Source organism: Candidatus Glomeribacter gigasporarum BEG34, from assembly GCF_000227585.1.
Classification (GTDB): Bacteria; Pseudomonadota; Gammaproteobacteria; order Burkholderiales; family Burkholderiaceae; genus Glomeribacter; species Glomeribacter gigasporarum_B.
In genome coordinates this window covers 131090-145405 of record NZ_CAFB01000035.1, presented here as the reverse complement: position 1 = coordinate 145405, position 14316 = coordinate 131090, and the positions used below count along the sequence as shown (strand labels likewise).

Below are 14316 nucleotides of genomic sequence, written 5' to 3'. Positions count from 1 at the left end.
GATGATCCTTACCTCCTTCCTCTCTCCTGCTTTAGGGTATTGATCTTATATCTATCGAGCAGCACACAGTTGGGTAAAGTAACCCGCGCAGCCTGCTTTTGCAGGAATCAGTTCAAGCCGATCCTTCGGCGTTTGCCCTGCGCACAATGGATAACGTTATCAATTTCGTACATTACAAAGCCACAAAGAAACTCCTAAACCCCTCCCTAGTAAATCTGTTCGACTGCCAGCAAGAAGGGCACCCCAACCATGACGCCGAGTCGCGCCAGTTGCAACGCAGCCATATCCTGATTGACCTGCAAAATGATGACACGCACCAAGTAGATATCACTGGTTCATATGCTGAACACATGCCTAAAGCAATTGAGGCGCTCGCGCAAACGATCGTTGAACTATCCAGGAAACTCTTCTTAGGCAAGCCTCAAAAATAGTGATAGCGTCGGCAGCCTTTTTATAAATCATTGATTTACGATAGTCAATCAATGATTTACTCTTTATCCATTGCCACCTACCCGATGGATGAACGATGCCCCCCCTACACTTCACCGATTACCGCTCGCCCGCGCCGACGCTGCGCATACAGCACTCCTCCCACACTCCACAGCAAAAAGCCGCCCGAAGGCGGCCTGTCTTCAAATGCAACTGCTTTGGAGCCAGAGGTGAACGAAACCACAAACGCAAGTCAACCATCGCTCCGCACTGAACAAGAAGAGATCAAGCACACGCCTAGGCCGTGGTATCGGGGCGAGATAGAAATTGATAGCGGAGGGAAGGCTATTGGAAGTGCCTATATCTTAAGCGCGGAACAGAGGGGCAGCACCTTGGCCAACGCCCGCCTGATGGCTGCTGCACCTGACCTGCTCGAAGCTCTCAAATACGCGCGCGCAACTTTTGGCGATACGGCGAATCAATGTGCAATCAGTAGCATACATGTTCGACTATGACTCGGCAATAGCCAAAGCCACACGAAGCTTGGAGATGACCCAAACAAACTTTGCCTGCCTCGAATCCATCTTCATGCGGATGCGCCAGGGCTTTGACCGGCTTGCAAAATTTACAAAAGCTAAAACGCTGGCTGACATCGAGCAAGAGCTCTGGGATGCACTGAACTTTAACGATATTTGCAGCGCCCTTGCGACCGAGGGCGCAACGGACGAAGACACATTTGTCCGTGCCGTGCATGAATGCGATTCAGACAAGGTGTTCATTCTTGTCCAGAGAGCCATCCAGTCCGACATTGACTATCGCACCCAGAAGGAATATGACCGGCACACACGGGCGAGATAGACGCCGAAGCCCGTGAAGCGCTGGAAAGAGAAGACGCCGAGCACGAATGGAGGATGAAGTGAACAAATGCGCCGCCTCCGCTTTCCAGGCTGCGGCAATGATTTACGGCTTGCGGTTACTGCGGGCCGCCTACTGCGACGAACAGATGGGCGCAGCGCATAAAGCTGTGGTCACAGCCGATCTGAACCAAGCAATTAATTCTGTGCTGCACGCGAACGCTGAATTCTGCCAAGGCGTTCAAGAGGAAGCGCAACAACACACAAGGAGAAACGAGCAATGACTGAAACCCAAGATCCAAAGCGAGAACTTCCTCGTGAAGTCTTTGAAGCCGTTCGTCGCATTGAGGACATCGGCGGTTCTATCTCAGCGCAAGCCTACGCCTATCGGGAAACAGCCACCGATAACCCGCCTTTACTGGCGAAAGACATTCTGCGCCTGATCGACGACGTGCAGAAGGCGGGAAAAGTGTTTCGCTCCGTCACCAAGATTGCCGAATGAATCCGATGACATTTTGATTGAACCGCTGAGGAAAAAACATGACTCACACCGAAACGACCCGCGAATCTGCCTGCCATCTGGAGCGGGCAAGCCGCTGTCTGGCCTCGCTCGCCAATGCCATGAGCGAGGCCAGACGGATTACCGACGCCATTTGCCATGCGCTCAGCGATGTTACGCGTGCAGGTGCGGTCTTTCGCACAACCGGCAACGTGGCGGCATCGTAATTCAACCCCTGTATCGGGAAGCCGCCACGCTTGCGAAATCAGTTTCTCCAGGTTCTGACAACGCAAGCGAATAGAACCGTCTGGCCCACGACACGGGCTTTTTTCCCAAACATCAGCGTGTGTTTGGGCGAGCGCAGAGGCAAGAAAGAAATCTCAAGCTCTAGGGAACGTAATGTTCCCGCCCCTCTGCGCTCACCCAAGCGCATGAACGATAAAGGAATCATAGATGAACAAGTGGATAGATGCCAAACAGCAGAAGCCGTCAGAAGGTGAAATCGTGATGGCCATCGATATGAATGACCCAGACCCTGAACCCTTTAAATCCGAGTTTATCCGGCGTACCTCTTTGCTTAAAGAGCGCTGGATCACGCCCTCCGGCCCCTTGATGCAATGCGAAGTCACCCACTGGATGCCCTTACCCGCACCACCAAAACGGAGCGAAACATGAGCAAGAAATACGAATTACTGAAAGATGACTGCATCGAGTACGACGGCAGAACGCTCTACCGCATTCGGGCACTGAGGGATTTTAGAGGCATGAAGAAAGGCGACCTGGGCGGCTACATCGAGAAAGAGGAGAACTTGAGCCATGAGAGAGAGGCATGGGTATCCGGCAACGCACAGATATCCGGCGACGCGCGCATCGACGGCAACTCGTGAATATCGCGGGCGAACGTATGAAATCGATTGCTAGAACTTCCGCAGCGGAGCGAAGCATGAGCGGGAACCAAAACGCCATGCCAGCAAAAACGCAACCACCCGCACTCGTCCGGTACGAAGCGATGTGCAAAGCCATTGCCGAATGCCACCGCGTCGATGAGGTTAAAGAACTGCGGGATAAAGCCCGTGCATTGGAAGTCTATGCGCAACAAGCCCGAAATACCGAAGCCGAGGATAAAGCGCGGGAAATCAGAAACCGAGCGCAGCGCAGGATGGGAGAGTTGTTAAGGGAATTGCCGAGAATGCCGAGGGAGGAACGGGCAGAACGGACACATGCCATCTTGGGGCGTGGTAACAACAATAACCATGACGAAAGACGGACTGCATCTGTCTTATCCGGCGAAAGTGATTCGGAATCAGGATGCATGTTGCACGATCAAACATGTATCTCTGAACACGAGGGATGCACGTCCAACGATGGGACATGCATCTTCCCCTACGCTGCCGCTTTAGAAGCGAACGGTATATCGCGCCAGATGGCAAACCGCTACCAAAAGCTCGCCGCCATTCCAGAAAAAGACTTTGAAGTCGCAATCCGTAATCCGTCAAAAAAACCGACCACAGCAAGGCTTATTCGGGAAGCCTACAGAGGCCCAGAAGTGCGTGAAGCGGAAAGCGTAGATGAAACCGCCCGATGGATATGGGACTACACACTCGACTTTGAACGGGAAGGCTACACATCAAAAACGCCTGGTTATCTATTTCAGACGATGACGCCCGAAATGCAGAAGGACATGCGCCGCCTTGTGCCTGTGCTCACTGATTTTTATCAGCAATTCAGCGAGGTTATCTGATGAGTTTACACGAAGACATCCAGCAAAAAATGAGGGCGGCCATTGTGGAAGCGAGCGAACAGGATATGAATGACTTGCCACCGTCATGGATTGCCAATCAGGTTTACGACGCCTACGGCAATACCTCTGTGGATGCGCATGTTCAGTACGCCTGTATGGAACATCTTAAACAGATGGCTCGGAAATTATTGGCCTCCAAATTTCATCCAGACCGAGACGAAATCGCACAGGGCGAGCTATTTCCAGAGACTTTACAAACCCGTTACCCAATTAAAAGAAAGCGAGGCGAAGAACCCGTTTACAAATTGCTGGATGCCTTGAGTGAAATAGAAGGGTACTGGAACGTCGAACAGTTGGAAAAAGCAGGCGGCGCTCGATTCAAGCACACAGACACGCTACGCACATTTCTCAAAGTCAAATTCTCAAGGCTGCGCGCTGCGAATGACTGAGCAGCACAGGAGAAATCTTATGCATCATTGGAACAGCCGCAGCAAGGTACTGAGGGCATTTTGGCCGAACAGGGTGATGGAGCCTAACGTCACGCCCAAAATCAGGAGCCGCTTTTCAAAGCGAGCAGCCATAAGCTCCATGTCCTTGCGCAGCGATTCGTGCTTGGCGTCCATATCCTTGCGCAGCGATTCGTGCTTGGCGTCAGAGCGCTCTTCCATAGCCGCAAGCTTGGCATCCACGCCCGCAAACTTGGCATCTACGCCCGCGAACTTGGCGTCCATGTCCTTGCGCAAATCGCCAATTTCGCGGCGCAAATCTTCTTTGGTTGCTCGCAAATCTTCTTTTGTCGCCAACTCTTTCAGGTTGACTTCAAAGACTTCAGATAAAACTTCTGCCTCCGCCTCAGCCTGTGCGGATGGAACGCCAACAGCTTTAAGCCGGTTGGCTACTCTGAGCGTGTCGAAAGCGGGAAGCGCCATAAATCAATTCTCCTTTGCATCAACCCTGGCACAGCTATCAAGCCATCAAATTTACCCATTTGTGCCAGAAAGTCAGGGACTGTATTTTATCAGGCCGTCCATTACTCAAGAGATTTGTATTAAAGGCAGGCATGGAAAGCGCCCTGATTCCGTTCGGGCTATTGCCTTGCAAGCGCTTCAGTTCAGCGTCCAATTCTTCCAATTTCAAGCGAGGCGCGCGTGCGTCAAGGGCAGCATATTTCGCCCTCGCAATGGCATGTGCATACGCTTTCCTGGATGCGGAAATCAAATGATTCAGCACACCGGCAGAAGCTACGCACAGACTCGCTATAGTCGTAAAGACTGGATGGTGAGCAAGTACCCCTATCAAGGTTGCGCTGCCACCAAAATAGCATATAAAACCCAACAGCCCATCCAGGCGCTGATAAAAGCGTTCATTCAGTTCATTAAAACGCCAGCCATATCGCACGTCCAAGACGGCTTCATAGTGTGTCCTTGGGTAGTTCATAGTCATTTTCCTTTGATGCTTTCGCTGGATTTTGAGGGGCTGGCGATGGCGGCGCAATTGGCAGCGGTGCTGGATTACGACACGGCGGTACTTGCGCGCCTTTGTCGCTCAATTCTTGACGTACATTTTTCATGGTTCTGGCGGCTCCCGCGTGAAGATCGTATCGAGTTTGGCTATTCGTTACTGATATTAACAAAGGGAAGCCGCTTTTTTTATATACGGCCCTTAACGTCCTCTGATGAGGCGGCTTATATTGCGCTCAATGCTGAACCATCAGCAGGCGGGTTTGCAAGCCCGTGTACTACAGGCGCAGAAGAGCCACGCCGTATTTATTTCAAACGGAAGCGGCTTTTTTGTGTCAAATGTCTGGCATTGCTTCTATGGCGGGCCGGATAGGGGGCGCAAGGCTCGCCGGTACCTGTAGTCCGGTCTATCAATCCCATTCGGTTTGCCCCCCTTTTTGATAGAGGGGGGGAATAAAACCGCACTACAGGCGTCATGCCATGACACATCCATCTTAGGCGCATCCGCGCCGGTTGTGCATCTTCCGTACAACGTCGCACTTCCCATCCTTTTCTATCAAGGTCAGCCCGTCATCACACTCGCGATGATGGATAAGGCGCATCGTCGTCCTGAAGATACGGCTGGTCGCAATTTCCGCGCTCACCAAAACAAACTGATCGAAGGCAAAGATGACTTCGTACGAAATTCGTACGAAGCCAAAGAACTCGGCATTACTGCACCCAATGGCCTCATCCTCTTAACCAAACCGGCTACCTGATGCTGGTCAAATCGTTCACTGTAAAGTTCAGTTGAAAAATGCCCCCTCCCCCCGTGAGTCCAACAGACCCTATTATTGAGTTGTGTCCTGCCCGTTTTGTTCTTTTTTCAGTTCTTCAACCGCCCACTTTTGTTGGCTGTTTCCAGCACAAGGCAAGGGTAGGTGAACCGAACAATGAGGGTTTGAGTCATCTGGGTGTGCCCAAAGACGTGTACCCATTCTTCGAAATTCAGGTGCGTTGTGATCAGGACTGACCCTTTTTCATGAGGTTGGACAGCCATTCAAAAAGCAGGGGGTCTGGCTTTGGGATCGATGGGCACGTAGCCCATCTCGTTGATCCCGATGAAAAGGGAGTAGAGCAGTGGGTTCATCGTAAGCGCTCAATTTTCTGCACCTGGCGCATTGCAGGGTAGAAGCGGAGTATGGGTGTCCACCCAATTGACAGTGGACACCCTAAGACATGGATGAATCGGTATGTGATGGACTGCCAATAATCAGAGTGAAGCGAGATGGCAGTCGGATATTTGATCCGCAAGCGAAGAGCCGGCTGGTTGAAGCGTGCTTGCAGCCGGGCGTGTCGATAGCTAGCCTAGCGCTTTCGCATGGAGTGAACGCAAACCTGTTGCATAAATGGATTAGGCGAGACCGGCGAGCGAGAGAGAAGGGCGTCATGAAGGACGGGGCAGAGAAACTCTCGGCGTTTGTACCGGTCATTCAGAACAAAAGCGCTCCCGCAATAAGAGAGCGGCCTGCTTGTATGCCTGCCCTGAGCCAGTCCACTCGCAAATGGCCTGATCCTGCGAAGCCCTCCCGGCTCAATGCCTATCTGCCCAATGGCGTGAGACTGACCCTTGAGTGCCTGGGTCAGGACGCGGAGTTGGTCTGTGCGATGATTGAAACGTTGGGGCGCGGCGATGTTTCATCTGGCCGTTGATCTGCAAGTGTATTTGCACCGTGAGGCTGTGGATTTTCGCAAAGGCATTAATGGGCTCGCTGCGCTGGTTGAGCAAAGTTTGCAACGGGATCCATTTGCGCGCGCGGTTTACGCATTCAGCAATCGCCGGCGGGATCGCGTGAAGTTATTGCTTTGGGATCGCAATGGTTTTTGGTTGCTGACGAAACGGCTCGAAGCAGATCGCTTCATGTGGCCGCGCCAGCAAGCTGTCCTGGTGCTGACGATTGAGCAACTGCACTGGCTGCTGGAGGGAATCGACATTGAAGCGATGCGACGACATCCCTGGCGCGCCTATCGGCGTGTGAGCTAAACAGGTCAAGCGGTTCGCGGTGCGACCTGTCTCCTCTGCTGGATAAGCGGCGCAGATGAGTTATCGTAAGCGGTATGAATGCTTACGCTTGTTTTCCTGATTTACCGTCACCGGTTCAGCGTTATATCCGCACACTTGAAGCGGACAAAGAAGCGCTCGAAGCGGACAGGGCAGCGCTCGAAGCGCGCGCGGCGGTGGCGGCGCGGCGCATTGCCGAGTTAAGCGAGCGGGTGCGTTATCTCGAAGAGCAATTCCGGCTTGCGCAACTGAAGCGCTATGCGCCGCGGAGCGAGAAGTCCCGCGAGCGCGTGTTCAACGAAGCCGAGCACGAAGCCAAAGCGGATCCGGGCACAGACGAGAGGACGGTTCCCCTGCTGGACACGGGTCTGCCGCAAGAGGCGCCGCGCTCACCCGAACCCCCGCGGGGCCGGCGCGCGCTGCCCGCAGAACTGCCGCGCCAGCGGATTGAATACGATCTTCCCGACGCACAGAAATGCTGCCCGCACTGTCAGCGCATGATGCACCGCATCGGCGAAGACATCAGCGAGCAGTTGCATATACCGCCCCGCCAGGTGTGGGTATGGCAACACGTGCGCTTCAAATACGGCTGCCGACACTGCGAACGTCATGAGATCCGCGCACCCGTGGTGCGTGCCGAGATGCCTGCGCAGCCGCTGCCTGGCAGCGTGGCCAGTGCGGCGACGATTGCCACGGTGATGACGAGTAAATATGCCGATGGCTTGCCATTATATCGAATGGAACAGGTATTCCATCGCGCAGGCATTCAGATCGGGCGCGGCACGATGGGACACTGGCTCATTGGCGCGAGTCAACGCCATCTGCAGCGTTTGTATGACGCGATGCATCACGTGCTCCTCACACAGCCTCTAATCCACGGCGACGAAACCACCCTGCAGGTCTTGCACGAAGCCGGTCGGCACGCCCAGAGCAAAAGCTACATGTGGGCTTATCGGAGCGCCGAACCCAGCGCTGAACCGGTTGTCCTGTTTGACTATCAACTCTCACGCGCACAACATCATCCGCAGGCGTTTCTGAACGGGTATACGGGCAAACTGATCAGTGACGGCTACCTCGCGTGGCGATCTCTTCAAGGCGTGACCCACTTCGGTTGCTGGGCCCATGCCAGACGCCGCTTTGACGAAGCGCTCAAGGCTTCTCCCCAAAAAGACGGGCGCGCCGAGCAAGCGCTCACGTTCATTCGCCGGCTATACAAAGTCGAAGCCCTGGCGCGGGATAGGCAGGGTCACCCTGAGCTCTTGTACCGGTGGCGACAGCAGCACAGTGCGCCGGTGCTCACCGCTTTCAAGGCTTGGCTCGACGAACAGGCCCAGCACGTCTTACCCAAAAGCTTGCTTGGCAAAGCCATTGGCTACACCCGCGAGCAGTGGATTTACCTGAGCCGCTATGCGGAAGATGGCCATGCCCCCATCGATAATAACCTCATTGAGCGGGATATTCGTCCTTTTTGCACCGGCCGGAAAAACTGGCTGTTTAGCGATACGGCCGCGGGCGCGCGCGCCAGCGCGGTGATCTATAGCCTCATGCTCACCTGCCGTGCTTGTCAGGTCAAACCTTGGGACTACCTCAACGAAGTGCTCACCGAGCTCCCCAAACGCCCGGACGACGCTGAGGTGAATGACCTGCTCCCCTGGCATTTCGCCCAACGGCAGCCCGTTACAAAAAAGCCCCCTTCCGGATAGTTCGACACCTCAACCAGCGTTGGGTTTCCTTACGATCTCTCTCCACACCATCGATCATCAGCCTCGCGGGGCGATCACTTTCGCCCACAACGGGTGCAGAAAATTGAGGGCTTACGCTTACGATTCTTCCTGTCTCACGGTGTCCACCTTCAATTTGGGTGGACACCCATACTCCGCCTCCAACCTGCAATAAGCGAGGTGCAGAAAATTGAGCGCTTACTCATTAACCGCTTGTGTCGCCGGAATCCACTGATAGGAAAGGCGCGACGGCTGGCGCAAGATTTTATCTCTATGGTCAGAAAACAGCTCCCGATACCACTGACTGTTTGGATACGACAGGCCAAAGCCAGCGGATTGCTTGAACTGCGCCGCTTCGCCTCCGGCCTCGAACAGGATTATGAAGCCGTGCGCGCGGCGCTCGAAACCCCCTACAGTAATGGCAGGGTCGAAGGGCACGTCAATCGGCTTAAATATCTCAAACGGCAAATGTATGGACGGGCCAGCTTCGAACTGCTGCGTATTCGGGTGCTTCACTCTAGCTGAACCGGCTGCTTACCCTTCACACAAAGTGAGGAAGAACCCTTAAACTGACCCACTGCCAGCAACTTAAAACTGACCCACCTCGTGTAAATTTTGGCCCTTTTTAGGGTCATGTTGAGCATAGAGGAACAAGTGGAAATCAAAGTATTAGCCCGCCAAGGGATGAGTATTCGGGAGATTTCCCGGCAACTGCAGGTATCGCGCAATACGGTGCGGCACTACTTGCGCGATATCACGGCGACGCAGCGCACACCCCGCAAACGCCGCCGCCACAAACTCGATCCCTATAGGGGTTATATCGAAGAGCGGTTACGTGCGGCGCATCCGGCTTGGTTGCCGGCGACGGTGCTGTGTCGAGAGATCAAACTACTGGGCTATGAAGGGGGAATGTCGCGCGTGTGTCAGTTCATCCGGGGCTTGCGTGTCGTTCGTCCTGAAGCGCCATTGATCCGGTTTGAGACCCCCGCCGGTCAGCAGATGCAATGTGACTGGATCGTATTTCGACGCGGCAAGCATCCGCTCTCGGCTTTTGTAGCGACACTCAGTTGGTCGCGGACCAGCTTTGTCGAGTTTGTCAACAATGAGAAATTGGACACCCTGCTGGCTTGCCATGAGCATGCTTTTGAGTATTTTGGCGGCGTCCCGCGAGAAATCCTGTACGACAACATGAAGACGGTGGTGTTAGAGCGGGATGCCTACGGTCCGGGAAAGCACCGCTTCCAGCCTGCCTTCCTGGACTTCGCGAACCACTATGGGTTTGTACCCAGGCTGTGCCAGCCTTACCGAGCCAAGACGAAAGGCAAGGTCGAACGCTTTAATGGCTATTTACGCCGCTCTTTCTATGTGCCCCTGGCGGCCCAGCTCAGGGTGGCAGGCTTGAAGCTGGATGTCATCACGGCCAATGCTGAAGTTCGCCGTTGGCTGGCTGAAGTCGCCAACCCGCGCATTCATGGCACGACACAGGTGAAGCCTGCTGAGCGGTTGAACGAAGAGCGGCTGAGCTTGCAGCCGATTCCGGCCCCTTGGCGCGGCGATCTCTGCGCGGCGCGCCCGCATCTAGCCAAGCGTGATCAGCCAACGCCGCGCCCGGCAGTGGTGAGGCAGCGCCTTGAACAGCTCACGCCCGTGCAGCATCCGCTGGCGATTTATGAACGCTTGTTCGAGCAGTGCAAGCCAGGCTGGGAGGTCAGCGTATGAATCTCCAGCACGAAAGGATGGGGCATTTGTGCGAGCGCTTGAACCTGCCCTTTATCGCTCAAGGGTATGCGGCTGCAGCACAGGAAGCGGCTAAACAGGAACGCAGCTACAGCGATTTCCTGGAAGCGTTATTGAAAGCGGAAGCCCAGGGTCGCCAGGTGCGTAAGCAAAACATGCTGACCCGACTGGCGGGCTTTCCGGCACTCAAGACATTGGAGGACTTTGACTACAGTTTCGCGGCGGGCGTGAAACGCAGCCAGATTGATGAGCTGGCGGGTCTGGGTTTTATTGAACGCCACGAGAACGCCCTCTTCATTGGTCCGTCCGGGGTGGGGAAGACGCATCTGGCGATTGCCTTAGGCTATCGAGCCGCGCAAGCCGGGATGAAGACACGCTTTACCACCGCTGCTGATCTGCTTCTGACGCTCTCTGTTGCACACGCGCAAAATCAGTTAAAAACAGTCATGCACCGGGCTATCAATGCCTATCGGCTGTTGATTATTGATGAGATTGGCTATTTACCCATGAATCGAGAACAGGCCAATCTGTTCTTCCAGGTGATTGCCGCCCGTTATGAGAAAGGCAGCCTGATCGTGACGAGCAATCTGCCATTTGGTCAGTGGGACGGTACCTTTGCTCAGGATGCCACCCTCACGGCTGCCTGCTCGACCGCTTGCTACATCACGCGCATATCGTGCCTATCTCAGGGGAAAGTTACCGTCTCAAGCATCAGCGTCAGGCAGGCATGATTCATGTCAAGCAGGAAACGGCAGCAGCTTGAGTGTTGTCCAGGCTAGGAGCGGATTGAAATAAGGGCGGTGTATCCGTTTTCAATCGCTGTTCGCGGCAAAAGTGTGTCAGTTTTCAATCGCCGTTGACAAAAGGGGGCAAGAATCCCCTGGAAGCTTATAACTTCATTCCCTGTATGCGACTTTGCGCGTCGCACGATTTCAGTATGAACAAGCACATACAGGGGCTTGCCCTCTTTGGATCGCACTTGAACCAGCATATCTGCGATCCGCTTGCCGGTCATGGATTCTGTGGTAAGTGCCTCCAGCTCCTTATCCTTGAATTCGATCCCGGCTGACCAGTCAATTCTGCTTGCCAGCTCAGGAAAGAAAAAGCACATGAATTCAGGAAAGTAGCGGCGCAGCACCTGCTTCCAGGCCGCATCTGCGTGGGCGGGGGGGTTACTGGGTTGAGGCGCAGTCACTGGGATTGGTTTTAGTTCGGTTTCCCGTAGCGGCCGGCCAATAGTAACAAGCGAGGATTGAGGCGAAAACTTGCCCTTGGCTTGTATGCTCAAAGGCGTATCCTGCGGGCTGCCTGGCAGGCTTCGAGGGATTTTTTGTGGTCCACTGGATGACCGTCTCCATCGTAACCCCGCTCAGCCAACACATGTTCCGCAAGGCGGTTATGTTCGGCTGTGAAGGTATCTAACACCTCTTTCATCAGAGAGACGCTGTACAGCATGGTGTTTCCCTGAGCGAGGGAGACCAGGGCCTCGTGGTCGGCGTTTCGAATGAAGTCGGCATCTTCTGTGGCGATTTCCCGCATGACTTCCAAAAGCTTTTTTTCAAGGTGGATGTTCATTTTTTCTCCTTTTACGCTGCGTTTGCACAGAACACCCGTAGTAACGCGCTGGTTTGCCAGGAAAGCAAGCGCGTGACATAGACTATGAATATGTATAATAATAAGTATACACATAAAACTCATGTATTTGAATGACCTCCGATCACTTCGCCTCCCACCTCGATGAAACGCCGGCCAGCACTGCGCACGCAGACCGTCTGACAGACGAAAGGCCGCCTGAGTCACCGACCAGCGATGCGGTAGATGAAACCTCACAGCACGCCGCCGCCCAGCAAAAGCGCAGGCTGCCAAAGTGGCTCTGGGTCACGGGGACCATCGCCATTTTTGTAGTCGGCGGGGTGGGGTATAAAAAGTGGTCCGGCACGCGTCATGCGCATCCATCGCTGGCGGAAAGCATGCCGGCCGCGCGCTTTGACCCGGCAAATGCCCGATCAGCGGTGTCTGGCAGCCAGGGCGGCATGATGACATCCACCCTCTCACAGGAAGCGCAACCCGTATCCAACCCCACTCATGAGGCAACGGAAACGCCGCAACAAGGGACACAAGATGGCACGGCGGCCAACCGTGCAGCGGTCTCTGTGAACACCGAGACGGCACAAGCATCGGCAGCGCCCGCGCCGCTGGTCAATGAAGAGATGAGGGCATCGATGCAAGCGGCGCTGGATGCCAAGGAACGGGAAATCGCGCAACTGAAAAAAGCGCTCGCGGATGCACGCCGATCTGCCGCCCGTGCAACGCATGCGGCTAAACGCGCGCGCCGCACTCGCGCTCATGTCAAACCGCGCCAGTCCTCCGAAGTGATGCTGGGCTTTCACATCAAACAAATCATTCCCGGCCAGGGGTGGGTTGAAGATGAGGAAACGGGAAGGCAAATCATCGTGTCAGTAGGCGACAGCATCAGCGGCGCTGCAGTCACCAAAATTGACGCCGAGCGTTATGAAATTCAGACCACGGCGGGCGCGATCCAGTTTTAAGCGATGGACCTGACCACACTTGTTGTTAACGTCGCACGGGATATTCTCGCAGCACAGACATTGGCGCAGGTGGTGGCGATCATGATCGGCATCGGGTACTGCGCGCATGCTCTGACCCAGGCGATGAAAAAAACGGCCGCGCCGGGGGCGGATATCTCGGGCGCCAAACTCTTCGCGTCCTTTTTCATCGGCGCACTGATGTTGCATTTCGCAGGGGCAATGGGCCATCTATGGGCGTCGATGTCCGGCGCCTCTGCCGTTCATTTTGGCATGGTGAGCTATGACGGCGCAGCGCATGCCGGTGCATTCAAGCCCGCGATAAATGCCGCGCTGACGATCGTCTCGACGTTCGGCTGGTGGTATGGCCTGAAGGGCTTCACGCTCTTGCGCCGCGCATCCGGCGGGCAAGGCGGCGGTTATGAGGACACCGCATGGAAAGGGTTCGTGCACATCCTCGGCGGCGCGGCCATGATCAACATCACGACGATGCTGGACGCTTTTAAAGAAACGGCGGGCCTCGTTTTTTAGATTGAAGGGAGAAGCACTATGTTGAACGCTCGCAACATTCTGATGCGCTTGCATCTGGCGGCGCTTGCCCATGCGAAATGGATCGTGCTCGCAACGGTGGGCGCTCTTTTTCTGCTGCGGCTCTCGATCACGCATCCACCGTCCGCTCTGGGTGATCTGGTCGTGATGACGGTATTCCCCATCATCCTGTACACCGTCTTTGTGCGCGCCTGGTATGGCGCGGAGCGGATGCCTGTAGCGTTACCGTTTTCTATGATGGCCGCGCTTCTGCTCTTTCTGCTCTTCCCCAATACGGCCGATGCATCGATCGGCACCATGATGAAAAGCCTTAAAAATGATATGGGCGACTGGATCGATGCCTTGATCTACGCATGCTATGGCGGCGGCATCGTCTCGACCGCGATTGGCGTCAATAACGGCATCAAAAAATCAAAAGGCGATCAACAAGTCACCACTGGTTCAATTTTTGGATACGGCCTGGGCGGCCCCGCGCTCGGCATGATCGGCTACATCATGAGCAGCGCGTCCGAATCCATTGGCGGAGGCGCCAGCCATATGGGCAAATTGCCGGGCGGATTGTAATTGAGATGAAACGCGGATATTGACTACTGAGGAATTGAAATGCAGATCGAAGAAAAAGTGATGACGCAATGGGGCTGTAACTTTTGTGGCGACATTCAAGGCGGAAAGTGACCATCAAAGGCACCGGCGCTTGAATTTTTGATTGGTCCTCACGACGAAAAGGGGCATCTCCTCA

General features: G+C 54.7%; 23 protein-coding genes and 1 pseudogene. 20 read left to right on the top strand and 4 right to left on the bottom strand.

Annotated features, from left to right (window positions below; genetic code table 11):
- Positions 1 to 659 precede the first annotated feature (659 nt).
- The 9 genes from CAGGBEG34_RS02040 (at position 660) to CAGGBEG34_RS02005 (ending at position 3972) form a co-directional block, all read left to right on the top strand.
- Positions 660 to 944 carry a hypothetical protein gene (locus tag CAGGBEG34_RS02040; RefSeq protein WP_006682226.1) on the top strand — a complete coding sequence of 95 codons (285 nt, stop codon included), beginning with the start codon at positions 660 to 662 and terminating at the stop codon, positions 942 to 944.
- A complete protein-coding gene (locus CAGGBEG34_RS02035) occupies positions 931 to 1287 on the top strand; it encodes a hypothetical protein (RefSeq protein ID WP_006682225.1) in 357 nt (118 codons plus the stop codon). Before CAGGBEG34_RS02040 ends, CAGGBEG34_RS02035 begins: the two co-directional genes overlap by 14 nt.
- 46 nt (positions 1288 to 1333) lie before the next feature.
- On the top strand, positions 1334 to 1567 hold the full coding sequence (locus tag CAGGBEG34_RS02030) for a hypothetical protein (protein WP_006682224.1): 234 nt from the start codon (positions 1334 to 1336) through the stop codon (positions 1565 to 1567).
- Positions 1564 to 1785, top strand: a complete 222-nt coding sequence (locus tag CAGGBEG34_RS02025) for a hypothetical protein (RefSeq protein WP_006682223.1) — start codon at positions 1564 to 1566, stop codon at positions 1783 to 1785. The genes CAGGBEG34_RS02030 and CAGGBEG34_RS02025 overlap by 4 nt, the downstream gene beginning before the upstream one ends.
- Before the next feature lie 38 nt (positions 1786 to 1823).
- Positions 1824 to 2009, top strand: a complete 186-nt coding sequence (locus CAGGBEG34_RS02020) for a hypothetical protein (RefSeq protein WP_006682222.1) — start codon at positions 1824 to 1826, stop codon at positions 2007 to 2009.
- Positions 2010 to 2235: 226 nt separating this feature from the next.
- On the top strand, positions 2236 to 2457 hold the full coding sequence (locus CAGGBEG34_RS09995) for a DUF551 domain-containing protein (protein WP_006682221.1): 222 nt from the start codon (positions 2236 to 2238) through the stop codon (positions 2455 to 2457).
- A complete protein-coding gene (locus CAGGBEG34_RS02015) occupies positions 2454 to 2669 on the top strand; it encodes a hypothetical protein (protein ID WP_006682220.1) in 216 nt (71 codons plus the stop codon). Before CAGGBEG34_RS09995 ends, CAGGBEG34_RS02015 begins: the two co-directional genes overlap by 4 nt.
- 56 nt (positions 2670 to 2725) lie before the next feature.
- A complete protein-coding gene (locus CAGGBEG34_RS02010; protein WP_042687581.1) occupies positions 2726 to 3523 on the top strand; it encodes a hypothetical protein in 798 nt (265 codons plus the stop codon).
- Positions 3523 to 3972 (top strand): hypothetical protein, encoded by a 450-nt coding sequence (locus CAGGBEG34_RS02005; protein WP_006682218.1) that lies wholly within the window; start codon positions 3523 to 3525, stop codon positions 3970 to 3972. Before CAGGBEG34_RS02010 ends, CAGGBEG34_RS02005 begins: the two co-directional genes overlap by 1 nt.
- 24 nt (positions 3973 to 3996) lie before the next feature.
- Here CAGGBEG34_RS02005 and CAGGBEG34_RS09560 read toward each other — a convergent pair whose 3' ends face one another.
- Positions 3997 to 4452: a CCDC90 family protein gene (locus tag CAGGBEG34_RS09560; protein ID WP_006682217.1), complete on the bottom strand. Its 456-nt coding sequence runs from the start codon at positions 4450 to 4452 to the stop codon at positions 3997 to 3999.
- A 289-nt stretch (positions 4453 to 4741) separates the two neighbouring features.
- Here CAGGBEG34_RS09560 and CAGGBEG34_RS11285 point away from each other — a divergent pair, with 289 nt between their 5' ends.
- Positions 4742 to 5356: a hypothetical protein gene (locus tag CAGGBEG34_RS11285; RefSeq protein ID WP_006682215.1), complete on the top strand. Its 615-nt coding sequence runs from the start codon at positions 4742 to 4744 to the stop codon at positions 5354 to 5356.
- Positions 5357 to 5408: 52 nt separating this feature from the next.
- The gene (locus tag CAGGBEG34_RS01985) at positions 5409 to 5741 is read left to right on the top strand and encodes an ORF6N domain-containing protein (protein ID WP_158641772.1); all 333 of its coding nucleotides are present in this window, start codon (positions 5409 to 5411) and stop codon (positions 5739 to 5741) included.
- Positions 5742 to 5848: 107 nt separating this feature from the next.
- On the opposite strand, the gene CAGGBEG34_RS12090 is transcribed toward CAGGBEG34_RS01985, so the two are convergent.
- The gene (locus tag CAGGBEG34_RS12090) at positions 5849 to 6022 is read right to left on the bottom strand and encodes an ATP-binding protein (protein ID WP_420885875.1); all 174 of its coding nucleotides are present in this window, start codon (positions 6020 to 6022) and stop codon (positions 5849 to 5851) included.
- A 179-nt stretch (positions 6023 to 6201) separates the two neighbouring features.
- Between CAGGBEG34_RS12090 and tnpA the strand changes: the two genes are divergently transcribed.
- From tnpA to istB, 6 genes and pseudogenes are all read left to right on the top strand, one after another.
- Complete coding sequence (gene tnpA / locus CAGGBEG34_RS01975) at positions 6202 to 6675, top strand: IS66-like element accessory protein TnpA (RefSeq protein WP_042687387.1); 474 nt, start codon at positions 6202 to 6204, stop codon at positions 6673 to 6675.
- A complete protein-coding gene (gene tnpB, locus CAGGBEG34_RS01970; RefSeq protein ID WP_238984923.1) occupies positions 6635 to 7006 on the top strand; it encodes an IS66 family insertion sequence element accessory protein TnpB in 372 nt (123 codons plus the stop codon). Before tnpA ends, tnpB begins: the two co-directional genes overlap by 41 nt.
- Positions 7007 to 7080: 74 nt before the next feature.
- The gene (gene tnpC / locus CAGGBEG34_RS01965; RefSeq protein ID WP_238984922.1) at positions 7081 to 8727 is read left to right on the top strand and encodes an IS66 family transposase; all 1647 of its coding nucleotides are present in this window, start codon (positions 7081 to 7083) and stop codon (positions 8725 to 8727) included.
- Between the two features lie 93 nt (positions 8728 to 8820).
- Positions 8821 to 9270, top strand: coding sequence for a transposase (locus tag CAGGBEG34_RS09990; RefSeq protein ID WP_081463715.1), 450 nt, complete (start codon positions 8821 to 8823; stop codon positions 9268 to 9270).
- 108 nt (positions 9271 to 9378) lie between these two features.
- Positions 9379 to 10464, top strand: a complete 1086-nt coding sequence (istA, locus tag CAGGBEG34_RS01955; RefSeq protein ID WP_042687568.1) for an IS21 family transposase — start codon at positions 9379 to 9381, stop codon at positions 10462 to 10464.
- Positions 10461 to 11245, top strand: a pseudogene (gene istB / locus CAGGBEG34_RS01950) (IS21-like element helper ATPase IstB). The gene istA and the pseudogene istB overlap by 4 nt, the downstream one beginning before the upstream one ends.
- Before the next feature lie 12 nt (positions 11246 to 11257).
- On the opposite strand, the gene CAGGBEG34_RS09555 reads toward istB, so the two are convergent.
- Positions 11258 to 11770: a hypothetical protein gene (locus tag CAGGBEG34_RS09555; RefSeq protein ID WP_006682213.1), complete on the bottom strand. Its 513-nt coding sequence runs from the start codon at positions 11768 to 11770 to the stop codon at positions 11258 to 11260.
- Positions 11767 to 12057 (bottom strand): hypothetical protein, encoded by a 291-nt coding sequence (locus CAGGBEG34_RS01940; protein WP_158641770.1) that lies wholly within the window; start codon positions 12055 to 12057, stop codon positions 11767 to 11769. Before CAGGBEG34_RS01940 ends, CAGGBEG34_RS09555 begins: the two co-directional genes overlap by 4 nt.
- Positions 12058 to 12188: 131 nt before the next feature.
- On the opposite strand from CAGGBEG34_RS01940, the gene CAGGBEG34_RS01935 reads away from it, so the two are divergent.
- The 3 genes from CAGGBEG34_RS01935 to CAGGBEG34_RS01925 are packed head-to-tail and all read left to right on the top strand — an operon-like array spanning position 12189 to position 14141.
- Entirely contained in the window at positions 12189 to 13031 is an 843-nt protein-coding gene (locus tag CAGGBEG34_RS01935) for a hypothetical protein (RefSeq protein ID WP_006682212.1), read from the top strand.
- Between the two features lie 3 nt (positions 13032 to 13034).
- Positions 13035 to 13559: a conjugal transfer protein TraQ gene (traQ, locus tag CAGGBEG34_RS01930; protein ID WP_006682211.1), complete on the top strand. Its 525-nt coding sequence runs from the start codon at positions 13035 to 13037 to the stop codon at positions 13557 to 13559.
- Positions 13560 to 13577: 18 nt separating this feature from the next.
- Complete coding sequence (locus tag CAGGBEG34_RS01925; protein ID WP_006682210.1) at positions 13578 to 14141, top strand: DUF6750 family protein; 564 nt, start codon at positions 13578 to 13580, stop codon at positions 14139 to 14141.
- Positions 14142 to 14316 lie beyond the last annotated feature (175 nt).